This window comes from Nocardioides sp. zg-1308, assembly GCF_013155375.1.
GTDB lineage: Bacteria > Actinomycetota > Actinomycetes > Propionibacteriales > Nocardioidaceae > Nocardioides > Nocardioides renjunii.
The window spans coordinates 105,821-126,969 of record NZ_JABJQY010000004.1; the positions used below are offsets into that span (position 1 = coordinate 105,821).

The following is a 21,149-nucleotide window of genomic DNA, read 5'->3' on the forward strand; positions in this document are numbered from 1 at the left end:
GGGTGCTGACCCTGCTCGCCTCCCTCATGGCCGGCGCCGGCGTGGTGCTGGCCGTGCTGGCCGCGTACGTCGCCTGGCGCCGCGGCACGCTCATGAGCTGGAGCCTGGCCGTGCTGCTCGTGGCGGTGGCGTGGTGGGGGGTGACGTACTCCGTCGAGCTCTCCGCCGACGACGTCGCCGTCAAGAGCTGGTGGGGGGACCTGAAGTACGCCGGCATCGTCACGCTGGCGCCGGCATGGTTCGTCTTCGTGCTGCAGTACACCGGGCGCGGCCGGTTGGTCACCCGTCGGCTCGTGACGCTGCTGGCGATCCCGCCGGTCATCGCCCTGGCGGTGCTCGCGGTGCCGGCCACGCACGACCTGGTGCGCTCCTACCCGGCGGAGGCGCACACCGAGGACCTCCCGATCGTCGAGACCGGGCCGGCCTTCTGGGCGATCTTCGCCTACAACAACGTCCTGCTGGTCGCCGCCACCGTCCTGTTCCTCGCCAGCATGGTGCGACTGGCGCGGAGCTATCGCCGGATGGCCTGGGTGCTCCTGCTGTCGGCGCTCCTGCCCTGGGCGGCGAACCTCCTGCACAACCTCGAGGTCGGTTGGTTCGCCCGCATCGACCTGACGCCGTTCGCCTTCATCGTCACCGGCGGGCTGCTGGTGTGGGGCCTGTTCGAGGAGCGGCTGATCGACCTGGCGCCGCTCGCCCGGAGCGCCGTGGTGGAGAGCATGACGGACGCCGTGCTCGTGCTCGACGCGTTCGGACGGGTCGTCGACGTGAACCCGGCCGCCGCGACCCTCGCCGGCAGGACGCGCGGCGAGCTGGTCGGCCGGCGCGGGCGCGACCTGCTGTCGGTCGCGGGCATCGCGGACGTGGGTCCCAGTGGGCTCGTGCTGATGGACCCGGACAGCGGCGACCCGCGGACCTTCGACGTCAACCTGCAGCCGCTCACCGACGTCTCGGGCCGCACGGCCGGGGAGCTGCTGGTGCTCCGGGAGGTGACCCAGCGGGTCGACGACCAGCGGCGCCTCCAGCAGGTCCTCGACGACCGCTCCCGGGTCGCCGCGACGCTGCAGGCCAGCATGGTGCCGGCCCGGTTGCCGGTCCTACCGGCGTGCGAGCTGGCCAGCCGCTACGTCCCGGCCGGCGACGGCGGCGAGATCGGCGGCGACTTCCTCGACGTCTTCGCGCTCGACGAGCAGGCGTGGGCCTTCGTGCTGGGCGACGTCAGCGGCAAGGGCGCCGAGGCGGCCACCGTCACGGCGGCGGCCCGCTACACGCTCCGCGCGCTCGCGGCCCCCGGCGCCACGCCCGCCGCGACGCTGCGTCAGGTGAATGCGGTGCTGCAGGCGCAGACGGAGTCGGAGCGACACTGCACGCTCGTCTTCGGCCACCTGCGACCGCCCCGCGGCGACGACGCCTCCGACGCCCCGGTGCGGATCACCCTCACCCTGGCCGGGCACCACTGGCCGCTGGTCCTGCGAACGGACGGCACGGTCGACGAGGTCGGCCAGCTCGGCACGGCGCTCGCGCTCTTCGACGACCCCGAGCTGCACGACGCCGAGGTCGAGCTCGCTCCCGGTGACGTGCTGTGCCTCTTCACCGACGGCCTGGTGGAGGCCCGGCACGGCCGGGACCAGTTCGGCTCCGAGCGGGTCGCCGAGCTCCTGCGCACCCATCGCGGATCCTCGGCCGACGGGCTCGCGAGCGTGGTGCTCGCCGCCGTCCGTGAGTTCCACGGCGACGAGCTCGCCGACGACCTGGCCCTGCTCGTGGTGAGGTACGCCCCGGCGAACGACCGCCCAGCGGCGCAGCGACGGCCTCAATGACCGGCAGCGTCACCTGCGGACTCCTCTGACCTGCCCACCACGTCCGCGACGATCCGCCGGCTGTCAGCCAGCAGGGCGGCCTGGTAGTCCCGGTCGAGGGCCTTCGCCGACGGCTGCAGGGGCCGCCGGCGGTGGTCGACGTACGAGGCCGAGGCGACGGCGTCGGAGCCGGTCACGAGCCCGGCGAGCACCCGGCCGGAGACGGTGCTCGTCGAGGCGAACGGCAGGAAGCGCACGCCGCGGAGGACCGAGCGGCACATCGCGCGCAGGAGCGCCGGGTGCTGGCGACCGAGCCGGGTGTCGAGCATGAGCCCGGGGTCGAAGGCGATGACCGTGGTGTCGGGGAGCTCGCGCGCGAGCGCCTGGGACATGGCGACGGCCATCAGCTTCGTCGTGGTGTAAGTCGCGAGTCCGTCGCGCACCGATGCCTCGCTCCGACGGCCGTGGGCCACGGCGACCACGCCCGACTCGTCCGGAGGAGGGGTGCCGGTCCACTGCTCCGGGTCGTGGGTGGCAGAGCCGATGAGCACGACGGTCGCCGGCAGGTTCCCGCCGCGGCGCATGGCGTCCAGGAGCGCCAGGTGGGAGAGGTGGTTCACCGCCACGGTCTCGTCGAGCCCCTCGTCGGTCGTGGTGCGACCGGAGAGCACCTGGACGCCCGCGTTGCACACGACCGCGTCGAAGGGGGGCAGCTGCGTGGCCGCCGCCGACACGCCCCTGAGGCTGCGGTGGTCGAGCCCCACTGGGTGTAGCCCCGTCCGCTGGGCGACGGACCGGAGCCGCACCGGGTCCCGCCCGGTGCCCCAGACCTCCACTGCCTGCGCACGCAGCGCCTCGGCGACGGCCAGTCCCAGACCGCTCGTGACTCCTGTGACGAGGACGCGCATACCGGCGAGAATATGACAGCCACTGCCAGAAGACAACGAGTGCCACAATGATGTTCGTGACGGCACCAGGACTTCGCGGGCGCAAGAAGGCAGAGACCCGACGACGGTTGGCGGCCGCCGCCGTGGACCTCTTCTCGGAGCGCGGCTTCGACGCGGTCACGATGCAGGACGTGGCCGCGGCAGCCGACGTGGGCAGCCGCACGGTGTTCCGCTACTTCGTCGACAAGGCCGAGCTCGTGTTCGCCGACGAGGCGGTGGTCGACGAGGAGCTGCGTCAGGTCCTGCGCACGGAGCCGGCGCAGGTGGACGCGTGGTCGGCGGTCGAGGCGGCGCTGGTGGAGCTGACCGACCTGTGGGCCGACCAGCGTCGCGAGGGCGTACGACGCCGCCGGCTGGTCGCGGGCTCGGCCGCGCTCACCGCGCGCCATCTCGTCAAGCTCGACCGCCGCGCCGAGGTCATCGCCGAGGAGCTGGTGGCGCGAGGCGCGGCCCGCGAGGCAGCCCGGGTGATCGGACGGTGCGCCACCGCGGCGTTCGACTGCGCCGTCGATCGGTGGCTCGACGACCCGCAGGTGTCGCTGGCCGAGGCGCTGCAGGACGCACTCGACGTGCTGCGTCATTGAGCTCCGCGGATGGCCCTCGGTGCCAGGACCGGCAGCAGCGCGGCGGCCACCTGCGCCGGTTCCTCCTCGTGGACGAAGAGCTTCGCACGCGGCACGACGTGGATGCGGGCGTCGGGGAACGTCGCGACCATCGCCCGGGCGCGCGCGACGGGGAGGAACGGGTCGTGCTCGCCCCACACCAGCTGGGTGGGCGCGGCGATCCGCCGGTGCACCGACTCGAGGTCGCGGAGGTAGCCCTGGTCGAAGCTCGCGACGAGTCGTCCGGCCGCCCATCGCCGGTCGGGGTCGTCGTGGAGCGGCCGGAGGAAGAACTCCTCGAACTCCCCGCCGAGCAGCGTGTCGTCGCGGAACGCGCCGCCCAGGACGAGCGGGAGGCGGCGTACGCGCGGACGGAGCGCCGCCCAGGCCAGGGCATGGCCGAAGCCGGGCAGGCGGCCGGCGGCCAGCACCGCGCGGAACAGGGGCGCGGGCCGGCCGGTGTGCTCGGTGTCGATCAGGCCCAGCGCGCGCAGGCGGGGGTCGTCGGCCACCGCGTGGCGCGCGACCAGCCCACCGCTGTCGTGGCCCACGACGGCGACCGAGTCCGACCCCAGGTCGTCGAGGACCGCGCGCACGCCGCTCACGTGGAGGTCGAGGCCGACCCGCACGGACCGGTCGAACCTGCTCTGACCCGCTCCGACGAGGTCGACGACGTGGCACGTCAGGTGCTCGGCGAGGAGCGGCAGCAGCTGGCGGAAGGTCGCACCCGACACCGGCCAGCCGTGGACGAGGACGACGTCGGGACCGGAGCCGACCGTGCGGACCGCCACCTCCGCACCGGTGCCGGGGACCGCGACGAATCGCGACGGTGGTCGACGGAACAGGTCGGTGGCGGCGGAGGCGCTCAGGAGGGTCATGCGGCAAGCATCGGACGGCCCTGCCGGCGCGACAACGACCTCGGCAGGTAGGTGCGCGCGATCGGGTCCTTCCCTACGGTGGCGGGGTGCCCGACCACGACCAACGCCGGGGTCTTCTCCCGGCCCTGCTGAAGTACTGGCGCGGGCAGCGCGGACTGAGCCAGCTCGACCTGGCGATCGCCGCCGACGTCTCCAGCCGCCACCTCAGCTTCCTGGAGACCGGCCGGGCCACGCCCTCGGCCGAGATGGTGCTCCGCCTGGCCACGGCGCTCGACGTGCCGCTGCGCCAGGTGAACACGATGCTGAGGTCGGCCGGCCACCCGGCGGCGTACGAGGAGGGCGACTCGCTCCCACCGCTGGCCCGCACCGCCCTCGACCACCTGAAGCGGCACTCGGAGCCGTTCCCGCTGGTCGTGGTCGACCGGGCGTACGACGTGATGGACGCCAACACGGCGGCGCACCGGCTGCTCGGGACGATCCTGCCTGACGACGTGGGGCTGACGGGGCTGAACCTCGTGCGGACGACGTTCGACCCCGGCGGCGCGCACCCGGTCATCGTCAACTTCGACGAGGTCGGGCGGTTGCTGCTGTGGCGGCTGCAGCGTGAGGTGCTGGCCGAGCCGGGGGACCCGGTCCTGCGGGGACTGCTCGACGACGTCCTCGCGATGCCGACCGTCCACGACGACTGGCGCTCGGTGGACCTGGGCGTCGCGGCCGACCCGGCGGTGGTCGTGCACTTCCGGCTCGGGGACCTCGAGCTGCGGTTCGTCACGCTCGTGACGGCGTTCCAGGCCCCCCAGAACGTCGCCCTCGACGAGCTGCGCATCGAGCACTGGCTGCCGACCGACGAGGCCACGTCGGACGCGTGCCACCTGCTCGCGAGCAGCTGAACCGGGGCGGTGCCCGCGCGGACAAGGGTCTAGCGATCGAGCGCCGGGAAGCTCCAGGCGCCGGACAGGATCTCGGGGCGCGGTCGGTAGAGCCGGACGAGGTAGTTCCAGCCCTCCGGGACGGGGATGGAGTTCTCACCACTGCCGCCGAAGCGGACGGTGACGCTGCCGTCGCCGTTGCGGGCGGCGGTGATGCTGTTGACGGTGTAGGCGTCGTGCACGTTCGGCTCGAAGAACCCGTCGGCGTTGTAGACCGAGATCGACCAGAACCCGTCGACCGGGACGTCGCCCGGCACCGTGAGCTCGTACTCGCCGACGGGAAGGCCGGGTGCCACCCCGACGTACGCCGCCTCGGCGTCCGGCAGTCCGCCCCACCCGGCGGCCGAGCCGATGAGGTGGCGGACCGGGTCGACGTCCTCCTGCCGGCCGAAGCTCCGCTCGAAGGACGCCTGCTCGGCAGCGAGAGCCAGCAGGGCGCTCCGGGTGCGGTCGAAGCTGCCCGTCTCGTAGTCGGGCAGCCCGAACGGTCGCCCGGACGCCGCGCTGATGCCGAGCCGGTCCTGGACGGCGGCGACGGCGGCCAGGTCGTCGGGGTCCCGCGGGTCGACCAAAGTGCGAGCGGCGACCACGACGTACGGGCTGCCGAGCTCCTCGGCGGTGAGGTGGTGGTCCCCTGCGTCGTGGAGGACGCGGTTGATGTAGTGGTCCTCGTTGACGACCATCACCGACAGGTAGCGATCGCCGGCGTCGGGGACGGTGAGGACGGCCCCGGCGGAGATGTCGACGACCGCGAAGCTGTAGAGGGTGTCGCGGTTCAGTCGGATCACGGTCTGCTTGTCGATTGCGGCCGGTTCTCGGTTGTGCATGAATTGGTTCACCCGCCCTGCGTCTCGTTGCAGGTCGGCCATCATGCGGTGGGTCTCGGCTCGCGAGAAGTTGTCCGCGTTCACCTTGGTGCCAGGCATGCCGGGAGCCTGCCGGACGGGCTGAGGCCGTTTGGTCACCCGAACCGGGTGGTCATCACCTGCTCGCCTCAGATCGATGGCTGGGGCCGGACGTCGAGGTGATGGACCCCGGCGGGCGGCTCGCTCGCGCCGGGACGTCGTAGGTGAGCTCGAGGCCGTCGGCCCAGGTGCTGCAGGTGCACCCGGTGGGGTCCGGCAGCGCGGCGATCGCGCGGGACAGCAGCCCGGTCAGCCGCTCGAGGTTTTGCCGGAAGCGGGCGAAGACCTCGTCCTGGCCGACGCCGTCGCCCGCGTCCGCCCCGGCGTCCATGTCGGTGACGAGCGCGAGGGCGGCGTAGCACTGGCCCATCTCCCGCGCGAGCGCTGCCTCCGGGGCGCCGGTCATGTTGACCAGGTCCCAGCGCTGCTCGGCGTAGTGGCGGGACTCGGCGCGGGTCGAGAAGCGGGGACCCTCGATGACCACCATGGTCCCGCCGGCGCGGACGTCGGGGTCGGCTCCGGCGAGGGCGGCCGACATCCCGGGGCAGTAGGGATCGGCGAACGGCATGTGGACAGCGCCCGACTCCACGAACGAGCCGACGCGCCGGTGCGTGCGGTCGACGAGCTGGTCGGGGACGACGAGGTCGCCCGGGGCGACGGTCTCCCGCAGGCCGCCGACGGCGCAGGGGGCCAGCACCTGGCGCACCCCGAGCGCGCGCAGCGCCCACGCGTTGGCGCGGTAGTTGATGGCGTGGGGCGGGTGGTCGTGGTGCCGGCCGTGGCGGGGGAGGAAGGCGACCGACCGGCCGGCCACCTCGCCGACCGCGACCGGCGCCGACGGGTCGCCGTACGGCGTGGTCACGTCGTGCTCGGTCGCGTCGTCGAGGAAGGAGTAGAAGCCCGACCCGCCGATCACGGCGATGTCGGCGCGGGGGAGCTCGCTCACGCGGCCACCCTAGTGAGCGGCCGCGTCCCAGCAGTGCCGGCCCGGCCCCGTCTAGGGTGCTGCGATGAGCTCCCAGGCCTTCCTCTCGGACCTGTTCTCCCTGGACGGCCGGGTTGCCGTCGTGACGGGCGGCAGCTCGGGCATCGGGCGAGCCATCGCCGGCGCACTCGCCCGCGCGGGCGCGAGCGTCGTCGTGGTGGCGCGCCGGGAGTCCGAGCTGGTCGCGACGGTGGACGAGCTGGCGGCCGACGGCTGCCGGGCGGCCTGGGTGAGCGCCGACCTGGGCACTCGCGGCGGTGTCGCCGCGGCGGCCGAGGAGGCAGCGGGAGTGTGGGGGGAGCCCGACATCCTCGTCAGCTCTGCAGGGATCAACCTGCGGCCGGCGATGGATGAGCTGGACGAGGGCGTCTGGGACGCCACCATGGCGCTGAACCTGGAGGCGCCGTACCTGCTGGGACAGCGGTTCGGGCCCGGCATGGCCGAGCGAGGCTTCGGGCGGATCATCCACGTCTCCTCGCAGCAGGCGCACCGAGCGTTCGTGCAGAGCGGCGCCTACGGTGTCTCGAAGGGGGCGCTGGAGTCGCTGGCCCGCTCACAGGCCGAGGCGTGGTCACCGTCCGGGGTCACCTGCAACACGCTCGTCCCGGGGTTCGTGATGACGCCCCTCAACGCGCGGCTGTCGGCCGACCCCGAGAGGACGGCGGCGCTGGCCGCGCGCACGATGGTGGGCCGCAACGGCCTCGCGGAGGACTTCGCGGGAGCGGCGGTGTTCCTGGCGAGCCGCGCCTCGGCCTACGTCACGGGTCAGTCGATCTTCGTCGACGGAGGTTTCTCGGTGCACTGAGCCCGGCGCCGGCACCGTCCGGACGCTCGGCGTCGAGCGCCCCTGAGACCTCTGCGGCACGCGCCTCTGGGCGTCGTGGCGTCAGGCTCGCGCGTAGTCGTCCAGCGTCTGGCGCCACAGCCGCGCGATGAGTCGATGCGTCGGCCCCCGGTGGAGGAGCCACAGCAAGACCTTGTCGCGGCGGCGAGTCGCACGGCCGTTGCTCCACCTCGCCTCGATCCGGCAGCCGCCACCGTCGAGGGGGACGATGCGCACCTCACCTGAGCGAGGCCGCCCCAGCTGGTCTCCACGTCGGTCCATCGCACCACGGACGGACCGGACCAGTCGTAGCGCTGGACCACCCAGAACGGCGATCCGGCGGTGCTCTCCCGTGCCACGGCCCACGTGTCGCCGAGCTCGCGCAGCTCGTAGGTCTCCGGGTCCAGCGTCCGGTGCCACACACGCGGACGGCGCTCGGAGAAGTCGGTCAGCGCCTCCAGCACCTGGTCCGGCGAAGCGGCGGTGATGACATCGAATCGCATGGTCGACCTCCTGTCGACGGGATCACACTCACGCGTGCCACCACGGGTCGGTGACCTCGCGCAGGTCGCGCAGGATCTCGTGCAGCTGCTCGAGCCGGTCCTCCCCGACGCGGTCCGCCCACTCGGAGAGCACGTCTTCGACCTCTGCGTCAGCCACCTCGGCGACCCGTTGCAGCCGCGCCGTCAGGCGGACGAGGCGGGCACGCCCGTCGGTGGGATCGGGGACCCGCTCCACATAGCCGGCCCGCTCGAGCTGCTCGACCAGCGAGGCCGCACTCTGCTTGGTCACCCGGGCCTGCTCGGCGAGGTCGGAGACCCGCGACCCGTCCGGAGCGATCCGTGCCGCGATCCGCGCCTGCGCCAGCGTGATGTCGGTGATGCCGGCAGCCGCGACGGCGTCAAACGCCCGCTGCTCCAGCGCACGGTTGGCGACGAACAGGAGGACGCCCAGCTCGTGCCGTTGACGTGGTGTGGTCACGGTGCCATCTTAGACAGAAGTCCTGTCTAACCCGGTGGAGGTGACCCATGATGGACAGCGCTGACGTGTGGCGGCACATCGACTCGGAGCGCGCATGGATGGCCGACCTCCTGGAGTCGCTCTCCACGGATGACTGGCAGCGGCCGAGCCTCTGCTCCGGCTGGACCGTGCGTGACGTGGGCGCGCACCTCACGTTCGCCCACACGCCTGTCCGAGAACTGCTGTGGCCGGCGCTCCGCGCGGGGTTCCGGTACGACGTGGTCGTGCGGGACACAGCGATCCGCAGCCCGCTCACCCACGAGGAGATCGTCGCGATGCTGCGCAGCTTCCTCGGCTCTCGGCGACGGGTGTCGTTCATCACCGACCTGGAGCCGCTGATCGACATCCTGGTGCACAACCAGGACGTCGCCCGTCCCCTCGGCATCGAGCACCCGATCCCCCCGGACGCGGCCGCTGCAGCCGCCGACCGTGTGCTGGCCACCCCCGCCCCGATCCGGCTGTGGAAGCCACCGCCGGGCGTACGGCTCATGGCGACGGACACCGACTGGGCCTTCGGCAGCGGCCGCGAGGTGCACGCGCCCATGGGCACGCACCTGCTGACCCTGACCGGACGCCTCCCCGTTCCGCGAGGTCGGCCCGGCACCGCGTGAGTTCGCCCGCAACGGCCGTGGCGATGCGAGGGTCGACAACCCTCCGCAATCCCTGTCGGTCAGTGGTGTGAGCAGCAGGGGATCTGGTCCCGCGACTCGAACGGCACGAGTCCTGCGGGTCCCTGCTGCACGAGGAGGACCACCCGGCCGTGCTGCCAGGTCGGACGCGCCCACCCGGTGAGGTCGACAGGTGTGGTCGGCTCGACGTCCGTCCCGGCGAGCGCCTCGACCGCGTCGACCACGCTGAGGGCGACCACCTCGGCCACCGTGGTGCGGCGCTCCACGTCAGAGCGGCCGTGGTAGCGCGCCAGCCGGCCGGTGCTGCGGGCGCGGTGCTCGCCGCCGGCCCGCAGCGCTCCCGCGACCAGTTCCTCCGGACCTCGCGACGCGGTGCCGGTCTCGCCGTGGACCACGATCCCGACGCCGCCGAGCGCGTCGACCGCAGCTGCCACCAGCTCGAGCACGTCCTCGGCCGCGGGCGCGCTTCCTTCCACACACGGCCACGACGCGGCGACGGCGGTGTGCGGACCCTCGCCGGGGACGAGGTGCGTCGACGCGACGTACCCGGGCTCGGCCGCAGGCAGGACGGCGTCGAGCAGGTGCACCAGGTGCTCGGCGCTGGCGTTGTCGCTGGTGCGGGCGTCCACGGCCACGCAGGTCGTGGACGCCCGCGGGGAGCGGGTCGTCACCTGGTCGGCACGACCCAGATCGGGTTGGTGTAGAACCACAGGTCGACCCAGGGGTCGGCCGAGCCGACCACGTCGATCGCCGGCCCGGCCGGGTCGACCTGCGGGCCGAGGAAGCCCGGCTGCGACCGGTTGCCGTCCGTGCCACGCAGCCGGACGTAGAACGGCTCCTCGACCGGACCGAGGTCGTACGTCAGCGTGAACCGGCCGGCACGACCCGAGGTGTCCGACTGAGCGATGACCTTGGTGTCGGGGGCGGTGAACCGGTCCCGGTCGGTGGCGGCGGACATCGGGTCGACACGACCGCGGACGACGTCGACGCGGTTGAGCTGCGGGACGAACTGCGACCAGTTGGGCACGTCCTGCGCGTCGATGGTGACGACGAGCTCGAGGCGGGTGCCGCGCTTGACGGCCAGGGTGCCGCCGAGGGTCTCCGAGCGACCTCGGCCCGGGCCGCCGGTGGCCCGGACGGTGACGTCCATCGCCTTGACCAGGCCGCCGTGGTCGACCCAGATCCGGCCGTCGCGCATGCCGCTCATGACGGCGCGGTAGTCGCGGCTCGTCGCGCCGACGTGGGTCCGGCTGTAGAAGCCGGGCCAGAAGTCACCGGCCGTCAGGTTGATCCCGCCGGCGTACACCGGTCCGCCGTAGCGTCCGTCGCGGTTGAACTGCGCCGAGTCGGACCCGTCCGGTCGGCGGGAGGTGTCGCTCCAGTTGACGTGCGAGTCGGAGTTGGCGGTGATCGACCACGGCTTGCCCTCGGCCAGCAGGGAGTCCCAGAGGCCCCCGACGGTCGCGGTCATCCAGTCGAAGCCGCCCCAGGTGCGGTAGCTCTCCGGCGGGTAGCCGGGGAACGACGCCGCGCCCGGCGCGTTGCCGTAGAAGCCGCGGGCCGAGCCGGGTCCGTAGCCGGCGGGGAGGCCGGCCGCCTGGTGGCCGGGCGCGCCCTCGAAGCCGATGGCGATGCGCGGGTCGGCGTCGCGCCAGGCCCGGATCTCGTGCGGGCTGTCGATGCCGTTGCGGGCCGGGTGGTTGGCCAGGAACAGCGCGTCGTCGACGCGTCGGCGGTCCACCTGCTGGCCGAGCCACTGCACGGCAGTCACCGCGAGGGCCTCGTTGGCGGGGGAGCTGCCGCTCGCGCCCTTGACGGAGCCGTCGTACGCGTTCTCGAACTGCTTGAGCACCTCGACCTCGCCGGGCCCGGGGGCGACGAAGACCGTGCCGTGCTCGGCGGCCGGGATGTTCCACTCCAAGCCCTGGAAGATCAGGGTCCCGGGCAGCTCGGCGCGAGCCGCAACGATGTCGGGGTTGACCAGGTCGACGCCGATGCGGGCGTGGGTCGCCCCGCCGTGGTCGGTGATGACGAGCCAGTCCAGGCCGTACGCCGCGGCGTGCTGCGCCTGGTCGATGACGCGGTACTGGCCGTCCGACGAGTACTGGGTGTGGATGTGGTGGTCGCCGGCCAACCAGTACCGGGCGAGCGGCCGACCGCGACCCCGGCCGCGGTACGCCGACGCGGGGGCCGCGGCCGCGGCGGGCGTCACGCCCTGCATGCCCGACATGCCAGCCACGAGGGCACCGGTGATCCCGGCCGCGCGGAGCATGCCGCGGCGCGTCATCTCAGCGGGGGAGAGGTCGCTGTCCGGGACGGACGGGTCGTGGGCGACGTCGCCCAGGTCGTCGTGCGCGCGGTCGTGGTCGTGGGAGTGCGCGTGGTCGTGCGCGTGGTCGTGCGGGTGGTCGTGCGGGTGGTCGTGCGTGTGGCCTGCGTCGTGGGGGTGGCTCACGTGAGTCCTTCCGAGGTGGGGGCGGGGTGGGTCGTCTCCCGCGCCGTCCCACCGTCCCCCCGACCCGGCAGCCGAGTCGATGAACGCCGGATGTGGATCTCGTGAACAGGTCCGGCGCTCGTACGGCGGTGCGCGAGGAGGCGTGTCCGCGAGGTCGACGGACCCCGGTGTGGGCGCCACCGGCCTAGGGTGGCAGGACTCGCCCGTCCCGAGGAGGACTCCATGAAGTGCCCCAACGATTCCACGACCCTCGTCATGTCCGAGCGGGCGGGCGTCGAGATCGACTACTGCCCGGAGTGCCGCGGTGTGTGGCTGGACCGCGGCGAGCTCGACAAGATCCTCGAGCGTGCGGAGCTGGACGCCTCGCGCGCGGCCGCTCCGCCGGCTGCGGCTCCCCGCGACACGCGCGAGCGCCCCCGACAGGACTACGACGACCGTGACCGTCGTGACGACCGCGATCATCGCGGCAAGAAGAAGGAGCACTGGCTGGGGGAGCTCTTCGGCTGAACCGCTGGACTAGTCACCGACGAGTGACCTCGCCGGGCGCCGTGACGAGGCGTAGCGTCTACGGACCAGTGGTTGCGGATGACGGCGAGTCGCCAGGGGACTGCGCGGCTGCCCGCGGAGCACGAGGTTCCGCGGGCAGCCGCGGGGCCTCGCACGCCGCGGGGAGGAGGCACGATGGAGTGGCTGCTCCTCGCCCTCGCTGCTGGTGCGACGGTGCCGTACGCAGCTCGGCGCGTCAGGGACAGGCGGGCCGAGCGTCGAGGGCAGGTCGAGGTCCTCGACGAGATGCGCCGGCTGGCCGAGGAGGACGTCACCGTCTTCGGTGAGCAGCTGCAGCGCCTCGACGGGACGGTCGCCGAGAGCGTCCTCGACGCCGACGCCCGACACGACTACCAGTCCGCCCTCGACGCCTACGAGCGGGCGAAGTGGGACGCGCCACGCATGCAGCATCCCGACGAGATCAGCCGGCTGGTCGACACCCTGGCCACCGGTCGATACGCAGTGGCGTGCGTCCAGGCCAGCCTCGCCGGCCGACCGCGGCCCCAGCTCCGCACCCCGTGCTTCTTCAACCCCCAGCACGGGCCGTCCGCCCGTACGGTCATGTGGACCAGCGCGCGGCACGGCAGCCGACAGGTCCCCGCCTGCACCCGCTGCGCCACCCAGCTCGCCGCGCACGGGAAGCCCGAGGTCCGCACGGTCACCATCGGTTCGCGGACCGTCCCCTACTGGGAGGCGGGCGCGAGCCTGAGTCCCTACAGCAAGGGCTACTTCCCGGCAGACACCGCAGGGACCGGCTCCGCGATGGCCTGGATGTATGCCGCCCCGGACCTCTGGACGCCTCCTCACCAGCACGACCACGGGGGCCACGGGGGTGGCTTCGACGGCGGAGGCTTCGACGGCGGTGGCGGGGACGGTGGCGGCGGTGGTGGCGGCGACTGACGGCCTCACCGCGGGACGTCGCGGAACCACCTTGTCCGGTCGAGGGGGTCAGGACCGTGCCGGCGCCGTCGCGGCGGCCGCCCGGGCACCGGCGCGTGGTGGTCGAGCACCGTCACCAGGACGCCCTCGCCGCCCGTGAGGTCGGGCAGCCTCGACGCGACGTCGGGCACGACCTGCGACGGCAGGTGCCCGACCACCCGCGTGTAGCCGCCGCTGGTCGAGGTCTCCACGAGTGCGGCTCCGAGCCGGCCGAGCAGCGCCGCGACCGCGGGGTACGCAGGCGCGGGCAGGTCCAGCTCGAACCGGTCGACCGGGCGGCACACGCGGGTGCGCGCCTCCTGCAGCGCGGCCGCGAGCACCACGGGCGCCAGGTGGCGGAAGTCGGCGGCGACCGTCGAGATCGACTTGTCGAACTTCTGGTGCGGCCGGCTCTGCCGCGGGTAGTAGGCCGAGGCCGTCATCGTCACCACGCAGTCGGTGACCTCCCAGCCGTGCGGGCCCTGCCGCAGGCCCCCGCGGACGCCCTCCTCGGCCGCCGCGACGAACGCGGGCGGCAGGTTGCCGCGTTCGACGCCGGGGGAGAACTCGACTCCGTGCCCGACCGGAGCGGCCTCGACCCGCAGGCCGAGCCCGGCGAGGTAGGGGTTGCCGCCGGCGCCGATCCGGTCGGCCGACGTCCCGACGCCGACCACCCGCTCGAGGCACACGGTGGACGTGTCGAGGAACCGCACGGCGACGCCGTAGCGCTCCTCGAGCAGTGCGGCGAGCACCTCCTTCTGCACCTCGCCGTGCAGGCTCACCGCGGCCTCGCCGTCGACCTCGTCGAGCCGGAGGTCGATGAGCGGGTCCTCGTCGGCGAGCTCGGCGAGTCCGGCGTAGAGCGCCGTCCGGCGGCTCGCGTCGACCGGCTCGACGAGCGCCTGCAGGGAGGCAGGGGTGAACCGGTGCACGCGACGCGCCGGCGGCCTGCCGACGGCGTCGCCGATCCGTGCCGACGGGCCACGTACGACGGCGATCTGGCCGGCGCCGGCCACCCCGGGCCGCAGGCCGGCGGGTGTCGACACGGCCACCTCGGTCACCCGTGCGGGCTCGGCCGCGCCGAAAGCCACCCGGTCGCGGACCTGGAGCGCGCCCGACCACACCCGCACCCAGGCCCGGCGTCCGCGCGCGTCCCGGTCGACGGCGAAGACCGTGGCGGCTCGTGGGCCGGGCGGCGCAGCGGACCGGGGGAGCAGGGTGACCAGGGCGTCGCGCAGGAGCGGCAGCCCGGCGCCGGTGATGGCCGAGCCGCACAGCGCCGGCGTCAGCCCACCGGTCCGGAGCCCGCGGCGCAGCGCGGCGCGTGCGGCCGCGTCGTCCACCGGCCGGCCGGCGGCCCAGACGTCGAGCACCCGGTCGTCGCCCTCGGCGAGCGCCACGACCACGTCGTCACTGGTGAGCGGCACGGCGGTCACGCGTGCGTCCCGGGTGCCGGCGTCGTGCGCGTGCGCCAGCGGGACGACGTACGGCGTGAGGCGGTGGCGCACCTGGTCGAGGACGCCGTCGACGTCGGCACCGGAGCGGTCCACCTTGTTCACGAACAGGATGGTGGGCACGCCGATCCGCTGGAGCGCGCGCCAGATCACGACCGTCTGGGGCTGCACGCCCTCCACCGAGGAGAGCACGAGCACGGCCGCGTCGAGGACACCGAGGGAGCGCTCGACCTCGGCGATGAAGTCGGGGTGGCCGGGGGTGTCGAGCAGGTTGACGACCAGGTCGTCGAGCGCGAACGACGTCACCGCGGCCCGGATGGTGATGCCGCGCCGACGCTCGAGCTCGAGCGAGTCGGTCCGGGTCGTGCCGGCATCGACGCTGCCGGGTGCGTCGATGGCGCCTGCCTCGAAGAGCAGGCGCTCGGTCAGGCTCGTCTTGCCGGCGTCAACATGGGCGACGATCCCGAGGTTGAGGGTGGATGGGGGCGAGGTCACAGGGCAGCTCCACGGCTGGACGGAAGAGGGTCCGGGGCGTGGTGGCTGCTCGCATGTCTGCTCCTGGGTCGTGGCCGCTCGGCCGGGGCGTACGTTCGACGATCGCACGGCACAGCGGCGCCGCGCACTCGCTTTCTCCCGGAGCGGAGCGTCTGGGGACGTCACCGATCCGGGGTGGCGGCGGCCGAGCAGGGGGTCGACGAGGATCGATCCGAGCTCGGCGTGCCGCCCGTCGGTGCCCTGAAGGGTCATCCTGGCCAGGCCGTCACCCGCGAACGATCACCTGTCCAGAGCGGCACCGGAACCAGTCAGCGGCCGGTCCGTCAACCCCCGCAGTCACCGCCGCCGCCTGCATCGGGGCCCCGACTGGCAAATTCGTTGCCCATCCCCTGACCGGGCCCGGTGGAATCAGGGAGGGGCGAGAGGATCGCGGAGAACAGCGCAGCCGCGATGCCGACGAGGATCACACCGAACAGCACGGTCATGCCGGCGCTGGTGGCATCACTCGTCCGGAGCGCCACGAAGAAGGCAGTGGCCATGACGCGCGGCGACGCGCCACAGAGGATCAACCAGGACACGCGGCCACCGGAGGTCGTTCCCCTGGGGAGTCGCCGGTCGTCCATGAGCCGGATGTGCCGGACCACGAGGCCGCTGGACAGGGTCAGGCGCCCAGAGCCACCACGAGCGAGCACGCGGCGAGCACGGCGCAGGCCGGCGTCATGACCGAGCGTTCCGACGGACTCCGCGAGATCGCGTTGACGACGATGCCGAGCGCGAAGTAGCCGACGAGCATCCACACGACGACGACGAGCGCCCCTTCACCTCCGGTCCCACGTGCGATCAGGGCGGCCGCCATCCCGGCGTACAGCACCACCGAGATGGCGCTGCCGATCCGCAGCCCGCGAGGGAGGACCTCGTGCTGCCCTCCCCACAGGAACCGGCCCACTGGTCGTCCCGCCGCGGCCGCGAGCTGCACGACGGCGAGCGCGCCGAGCACGACGGTGGCGAGGAACGCTGCGGCTGCGGTCACGGTCGAGAAGCCTCGTACGGCGTCATGCCGCGTCGGGCCTCCGGAGCAGCTCGCGCAGTGGACCGATGCGGGTGAGCGCGGCATCGAGCATCTCGGGCCGACGCCGGTACCACGCGAGGTGCGCCGCCTCGACGGTCGTCGTCGCCACCGGCTGCCCATCGATGGTCCAGTCGGTCGTGGCCGGACACTCGAGGCCGTGCGCTGCCAGCACCTCCGGGAGCAGGGGCGCGTGGATGTTGTTCAGCAGTGGCCGGGTGACGGCCGGGCCGAGGGCGTCGAGGCCGAGCGCGCGCCGCAGCCGGGCCGCCACCGGTGCGAGGACGGCGTTGCCGGGGTGGTTGATGGTCCGCATGGCGTCCGCGGTGGGGGAGGTGAAGAGGTCGCTGACCACTACCGTGTCGTGCACGGCCTCGCGGCGGGCCAGCTCGGCCACCGACGCCGCGGCCACCGCGCGTACCGTCTCGACGGTGAGCTGCAGCGGGTCCCGAACCGGCCTGCCCGCCCGCTCGTCGTCGGCGGCGAGCACGGTCCGGATGTCGTGGTAGGGCACGACCTGCGGGTCCGGCTGCTCCAGTCCGGGCGGGTGGACCAGCAGGTGGAACGGGTGCAGGCCGGCGTACCTCAGGCTCGGCACGAGGGCGACCCGCGCGCTCGCCGGCAGCACCGCCCGGAGCTGGCTGGTGCCGACCGGAAGACCGCGGTAGTCGTCGGACGTCGGCTGCGCCACGAGGAGGTCGGCTCGGGCGAGCAGCTCGTGCAGGGCGACGACGTCGGCCGGCGTCAGCTCGTGCAGCGCCGGGACCCGTTTCGTGCGTACGTCGCCGGCGTCGAGCAGCAGGCGCAGCGACTCGGCCTGGCAGTTGCCGACCACCACGAGCAACGGCCGGTCATCACGCACCGGTCCATCGTCGCAGACCGCCCACGCGGGACCCCGCGTACGCCACCGTTCGAAGGATGCGGCGCGCCGAGAAGTCGTGACTCGGCAGACCGGCGGCCCACGTTGGGGATGGGCGCGTCGGACGACCACATCTGGGGCTGACGGCCGAGGACAGCGGCGTACGACGGGTCCCAGCGGACTTCTGGTCGTCCGACGCGCCGCGGCCTGTCGGACAGGAACAAGCGCGCCGCCCTGGATCGGCCGAGCGTGAGGCGGATGCCTTCAGCGACGTTCGTCCTGTCCGACACCCCGCGCCGGCCGGGGTCAGCCCCCCGTCAGACGGAGGAGCCTTGCCTGCCGGCGTCGACCTGCCCGCCGCGAGCGGGGTCGCCCAGACGGTCCAGGGCGTCGGACACCACATCGCTCCGGAACCCGCTCCGGCCCACGCTCTCGACCAAAGCCCGAGCGACGTCGGCGACCTTGCGGTTGGTGTCCTGGGAGCACCACCGCAGTCGCTCGAACGCCTCGTCGGCGGTGCAGCCCTCCGCGAGCATGATCATGCCCTTGGCCTGGTCGATGACGGGTCCGGCTTGGGCCTTGCGAGCCAGGGCGTCGCGCACGTCGGCCTCGGTCTCGTCGCGTCGGGCATCGGTGAGGTCGATGTAGTAGCCCTCGATCGCCGCCGGCCGTCCGTCCGGGTCGAGGACGGTCCTGCCCACGCTGACCACCGAGAGGACGTGCTTGTCGCGGTCGACGATGCGGTGGTAGCAGCTGTACGTCCCGCCGTCCTGGAGGACGGCGGCGAAGACACCGGCTGCCCGGTCGCGGTGGTCCGGGTGCTTGTGGTGCATGAGCGCACTCGTCGTGGCGGGTATCTCGCGTGGCTTGTAGCCGTGCAGCTCGTAGAGGGTGTCGGACCAGTGCCACTGGTCGCGGGTCACGTCATATCGGAAGGGGGCGACGACACCGGGGGACCGGGTGCCGGGAAAGGAGTCGATGTCCAACGAGCAGTCCGTGTTCTTGTCGGCATGCGGGACTGAGTGACCTGTGTCCTCAAGTCACACGGTGGGGCGAGTTTACAGGTGAGCAGGCCTCCGGGCGCGGGTTGCCGCACATGCCGCCTCCCCCCAGCAGTGATGTCGAGCCGGTGACCACGGTCCCCGCCGAGGTGACTCAGGCGTCGCTGGCCGGGGCGAGGGACCAGAACCTCGCGCCGACCTGGCGGAGCACCGATGCCTCGTCCATGACGACCTGATGGCGGCGGACACCCGACGTCGTGCACCGTCAGGACGTCGATGGTCCGCGTGGTGAACGTGCGCTGGGTGGCTGGATCCATGGTGCGTTCGAGCGCCTGCACGTCGAGGTCCTCGACCTGGTCGAGACGCCTTGTCGCCTCGTGCTGGCGTTCGAGCTGACGGCCCGACATGTCGGCACGCGGCGGTCTTCCCTCGGGGACGTGGCCGAGGGTGACCCTTGTGGAGCCGACCAGCGGGCTGGGCGGCGTCACCTCGTCGGTCGGCAGGGTCCCGGCGCAGGCCCCTGTGGTCGATGTCTGCATGTAGTCCGTGTCGATCGGCTGGTCATCCGGGGCCGCCGGCCAGCCGTTCGACATGGACTACCCGGCGGCGGGACCGACGGTCAGCGGCCCGGCGCGCCGCGCTGCGCCGCTCGCGGACCGCGGTCCAGCGCGACTGCGAGGGCCGGGAAGACCATCACGGACAGCACCCCGGCCCCGATGAGCGCCGCAGCGTTCTCCGGGAGCATGTGCCCCGACTCCAGTCCCACCGTCGACAGCGCCACCAGCAGCGGGAGCGAGGTCGCGGTCAGCAGCATCATCTGCACCCGCTGACGCGGATCGAGGTCGTGGCGGTAGACCACGAAGGCGGGAAGCCCGCGCACGACGAGCAGCAGCATGAAGAACGCCACCAGTCGCAGCGGCGCGTCCTTGATGGACAGCAGGTCGAGGCCCATGCCCGAGGACACGAAGAAGACGGGGATGAAGAACCCGTAGCCGACGGCGTCCAGCTTGTGCTCCAGCGCGGTCACGTCGCCGGGTGCCCACCGGCGCAGCACCACGCCCGCGAGGAACGCGCCGAGGACGACGTCGAGTCCGACGTCGCTGGCGAGCACGAGCAGGCCGAGGAACAGCATCATCGTCAGCCGAAGGGTGATCTGCGACGTCGCGTGCTCGCCCTCCCGCGAGATCGCCTCGATGCGGTGCAGCCGACCCAGCCGGGGGAGCAGGGCCAGGCCGAGCGCGATCAGGCACATCACGACCAGCGACACCAGGCCAAAGAGTCGTCCCTGCGACCCGAGGAAGATGGCGATGCCGGCGATCGGCAGGAACTCGCCCACCGCGCCGGCGGGCATGATGAAGCGTCCCAGGGGGCCGTCGAGCATGCCGTGGTCGCGCAGGATCGGCAGCAGCGTCCCGAGCGCCGTCGTCGTCAGCGCGAGCGCGACGGGGACGTAGGCGTCCACGAGGTCCACCGCAGCCAGGACGCCGGTGACGGCGACGGCGGCCACGGCGCTCACCATCCAGCCCGCCACCGCCAGCCGCCCCGAGCGCTCGCCGAAGTGGTCGAGCTCGAGCTCGTAGCCGGCGAGGAGGAAGAGGAACCCGAGTCCCACGTTGGCGACGAGCTCCACCGACTCCGGTCGGGCGAGACCGGCGACCTGGGGTCCGACCAGGACGCCGCCAGCGATCAGGACCACCACCTGCGGCACCAGCAGCCGCGCCAGGAACGCACTCGCGAAGGGAGCCGCGACCGAGACCGCCGACACCACCAGGAGCGCCTGCAGCTGTTCCTCGACATCCATAGCTACCTCCCGCTCGTCGGGACCTCGGCAGACCTCAGAACGCCCGGTGCCAGTCGTCCTTCATGCTCACGACCGTCCAGCCCCGCTCGGCGCCGGAGACGTAGTCGAACTCGCGCTCGGGGTCGTCGTGCAGCACGATGAGTCGCAGCGTCGGCCGGTCGGGGTGGTGGGTGAAGTCGAGCATCTCCACGTCGCCGTTCGAGTTGCCGGCAGCCAGCGCCGGCCGGCGCCCGGTGCGGTTCCAGATCTGCACCGGCTTCTCGGGGCCATCGTCGAGGTAGTCCATGGTGACCTGGCGCACGATCTCACCGCCGGCGTCGTCGGGCGCGTACGTGAGGGCGACGGTGCTCCCGATCACGCGGTCGCGCGGGATGCCGTGTACGCGCTCGCTGATGGGCCGCATGAAGTCCCGCCCGCCGCCGGAGACGATGTCGGTCGCGGAGCCGTTGGCGCGGAGGTGGTCCAGGAGCTCGACCATCGGGACGTACGCGCACTCGAGGTAGCCGCGTCCCAGGGTCGGGTGGCGTACGTCGCCCAGGACTGCCTCGGACCTCGCCTTGAAGTCCTCCGCCCGGATGTCGGCGAAGGCGGTCAGGATGCCGCCCGCCAGGGCGGGCGGGTTCGTGTCGTCACCCGCGTAGTGGTCGGCCATGACCTGCGCCAGCCAGCCGGGGTCGCGTTCGTGCGCGGCCTTCCACGGCTGCTTCTCGCGCAGGATCGGGTCCTCGACGGCCGTCTCCACCGGCCGGCGCAGGATGAAGTCGAGCTGGATCGGCATCGGCTTCTCGTTCCACATGGTGCCGTCGTTGCGAAACACCGCGACCCGCTCGTCCGGCGGCACCCACCCGGTGGAGCCGTCCGCGCAGGCGTCCTCGACGTAGCGGCGGACGACGTCCGTGGTGGGAACGTCCCGCCAAGTCGACAGGGGGTCAGTCATCGGGCTTCCTCTCGTCAGGGTTGCCGGTCGCCGACCGGGCGCGCGTACGACGTCGCGGCCCGATCGCCGACGCTCGCGGACGTGGGCCTCCCGGGCATCC

General features: G+C 73.0%; 21 protein-coding genes. 7 read left to right on the top strand and 14 right to left on the bottom strand.

The genetic code is table 11. The features are described from left to right. The first annotated feature begins 2 nt into the window (after window positions 1-2). A complete protein-coding gene (locus HN031_RS15475) occupies window positions 3-1,820 on the top strand; it encodes a histidine kinase N-terminal 7TM domain-containing protein (RefSeq protein WP_172271985.1) in 1,818 nt (605 codons plus the stop codon). Here HN031_RS15475 and HN031_RS21100 read toward each other — a convergent pair. Then, window positions 1,814-2,707: an SDR family NAD(P)-dependent oxidoreductase gene (locus HN031_RS21100; RefSeq protein WP_216652506.1), complete on the bottom strand. Its 894-nt coding sequence runs from the start codon at window positions 2,705-2,707 to the stop codon at window positions 1,814-1,816. The two genes, HN031_RS15475 and HN031_RS21100, sit on opposite strands and share 7 nt — an antisense overlap. 56 nt (window positions 2,708-2,763) lie before the next feature. On the opposite strand from HN031_RS21100, the gene HN031_RS15485 reads away from it, so the two are divergent. Beyond that, a complete protein-coding gene (locus HN031_RS15485) occupies window positions 2,764-3,330 on the top strand; it encodes a TetR family transcriptional regulator (RefSeq protein ID WP_172271987.1) in 567 nt (188 codons plus the stop codon). Here HN031_RS15485 and HN031_RS15490 read toward each other — a convergent pair. Further along, a complete protein-coding gene (locus HN031_RS15490; protein WP_172271990.1) occupies window positions 3,324-4,226 on the bottom strand; it encodes an alpha/beta fold hydrolase in 903 nt (300 codons plus the stop codon). The two genes, HN031_RS15485 and HN031_RS15490, sit on opposite strands and share 7 nt — an antisense overlap. A gap of 86 nt (window positions 4,227-4,312) precedes the next feature. Here HN031_RS15490 and HN031_RS15495 point away from each other — a divergent pair, with 86 nt between their 5' ends. Beyond that, window positions 4,313-5,116, top strand: a complete 804-nt coding sequence (locus tag HN031_RS15495; protein WP_172271992.1) for a helix-turn-helix transcriptional regulator — start codon at window positions 4,313-4,315, stop codon at window positions 5,114-5,116. Window positions 5,117-5,145: 29 nt separating this feature from the next. Here HN031_RS15495 and HN031_RS15500 read toward each other — a convergent pair whose 3' ends face one another. Together HN031_RS15500 and HN031_RS15505 are read right to left on the bottom strand one after the other, a co-directional pair. Continuing rightward, window positions 5,146-6,081 carry a DUF1254 domain-containing protein gene (locus HN031_RS15500; RefSeq protein ID WP_216652507.1) on the bottom strand — a complete coding sequence of 312 codons (936 nt, stop codon included), beginning with the start codon at window positions 6,079-6,081 and terminating at the stop codon, window positions 5,146-5,148. Between the two features lie 55 nt (window positions 6,082-6,136). Beyond that, a complete protein-coding gene (locus HN031_RS15505; protein WP_172271995.1) occupies window positions 6,137-7,006 on the bottom strand; it encodes an S-methyl-5'-thioadenosine phosphorylase in 870 nt (289 codons plus the stop codon). A 64-nt stretch (window positions 7,007-7,070) separates the two neighbouring features. Between HN031_RS15505 and HN031_RS15510 the strand changes: the two genes are divergently transcribed. Next, a complete protein-coding gene (locus HN031_RS15510) occupies window positions 7,071-7,850 on the top strand; it encodes an SDR family NAD(P)-dependent oxidoreductase (RefSeq protein ID WP_172271998.1) in 780 nt (259 codons plus the stop codon). 549 nt (window positions 7,851-8,399) lie between these two features. Here the strand turns inward: HN031_RS15510 and HN031_RS15515 are convergent. Beyond that, window positions 8,400-8,849, bottom strand: coding sequence for a MarR family winged helix-turn-helix transcriptional regulator (locus HN031_RS15515; protein ID WP_172272001.1), 450 nt, complete (start codon window positions 8,847-8,849; stop codon window positions 8,400-8,402). A 50-nt stretch (window positions 8,850-8,899) separates the two neighbouring features. Between HN031_RS15515 and HN031_RS15520 the strand changes: the two genes are divergently transcribed. Next, complete coding sequence (locus tag HN031_RS15520; protein WP_172272004.1) at window positions 8,900-9,499, top strand: maleylpyruvate isomerase family mycothiol-dependent enzyme; 600 nt, start codon at window positions 8,900-8,902, stop codon at window positions 9,497-9,499. Between the two features lie 59 nt (window positions 9,500-9,558). On the opposite strand, the gene HN031_RS15525 is transcribed toward HN031_RS15520, so the two are convergent. After that, a complete protein-coding gene (locus HN031_RS15525; protein WP_172272007.1) occupies window positions 9,559-10,188 on the bottom strand; it encodes a hypothetical protein in 630 nt (209 codons plus the stop codon). After that, window positions 10,185-11,972 carry a PHP domain-containing protein gene (locus tag HN031_RS15530; RefSeq protein WP_172272010.1) on the bottom strand — a complete coding sequence of 596 codons (1,788 nt, stop codon included), beginning with the start codon at window positions 11,970-11,972 and terminating at the stop codon, window positions 10,185-10,187. Before HN031_RS15530 ends, HN031_RS15525 begins: the two co-directional genes overlap by 4 nt. Window positions 11,973-12,194: 222 nt before the next feature. On the opposite strand from HN031_RS15530, the gene HN031_RS15535 reads away from it, so the two are divergent. Both HN031_RS15535 and HN031_RS15540 read left to right on the top strand, forming a co-directional pair. Beyond that, the gene (locus tag HN031_RS15535; RefSeq protein ID WP_172272013.1) at window positions 12,195-12,479 is read left to right on the top strand and encodes a zf-TFIIB domain-containing protein; all 285 of its coding nucleotides are present in this window, start codon (window positions 12,195-12,197) and stop codon (window positions 12,477-12,479) included. 174 nt (window positions 12,480-12,653) lie between these two features. Then, window positions 12,654-13,418, top strand: a complete 765-nt coding sequence (locus HN031_RS15540; RefSeq protein WP_172272016.1) for a hypothetical protein — start codon at window positions 12,654-12,656, stop codon at window positions 13,416-13,418. A 5-nt stretch (window positions 13,419-13,423) separates the two neighbouring features. Here HN031_RS15540 and HN031_RS15545 read toward each other — a convergent pair whose 3' ends face one another. The 7 genes from HN031_RS15545 to HN031_RS15575 all read right to left on the bottom strand — a co-directional run bounded on the left by HN031_RS15545 (window position 13,424) and on the right by HN031_RS15575 (window position 21,049). After that, entirely contained in the window at window positions 13,424-15,385 is a 1,962-nt protein-coding gene (locus HN031_RS15545; RefSeq protein ID WP_367650784.1) for a GTP-binding protein, read from the bottom strand. Between the two features lie 323 nt (window positions 15,386-15,708). Next, window positions 15,709-15,963: a hypothetical protein gene (locus HN031_RS15550; protein ID WP_172272022.1), complete on the bottom strand. Its 255-nt coding sequence runs from the start codon at window positions 15,961-15,963 to the stop codon at window positions 15,709-15,711. 83 nt (window positions 15,964-16,046) lie between these two features. Beyond that, window positions 16,047-16,415 (bottom strand): hypothetical protein, encoded by a 369-nt coding sequence (locus HN031_RS15555; protein ID WP_172272025.1) that lies wholly within the window; start codon window positions 16,413-16,415, stop codon window positions 16,047-16,049. 22 nt (window positions 16,416-16,437) lie between these two features. Further along, window positions 16,438-17,313 carry a WcbI family polysaccharide biosynthesis putative acetyltransferase gene (locus HN031_RS15560; RefSeq protein WP_172272028.1) on the bottom strand — a complete coding sequence of 292 codons (876 nt, stop codon included), beginning with the start codon at window positions 17,311-17,313 and terminating at the stop codon, window positions 16,438-16,440. Window positions 17,314-17,627: 314 nt separating this feature from the next. After that, window positions 17,628-18,233: a PAS and ANTAR domain-containing protein gene (locus HN031_RS15565; protein WP_172272047.1), complete on the bottom strand. Its 606-nt coding sequence runs from the start codon at window positions 18,231-18,233 to the stop codon at window positions 17,628-17,630. A 697-nt stretch (window positions 18,234-18,930) separates the two neighbouring features. Next, entirely contained in the window at window positions 18,931-20,112 is a 1,182-nt protein-coding gene (locus HN031_RS15570; protein ID WP_172272050.1) for a cation:proton antiporter, read from the bottom strand. Between the two features lie 34 nt (window positions 20,113-20,146). Next, a complete protein-coding gene (locus HN031_RS15575; RefSeq protein WP_172272053.1) occupies window positions 20,147-21,049 on the bottom strand; it encodes an HAD family phosphatase in 903 nt (300 codons plus the stop codon). Window positions 21,050-21,149 lie beyond the last annotated feature (100 nt).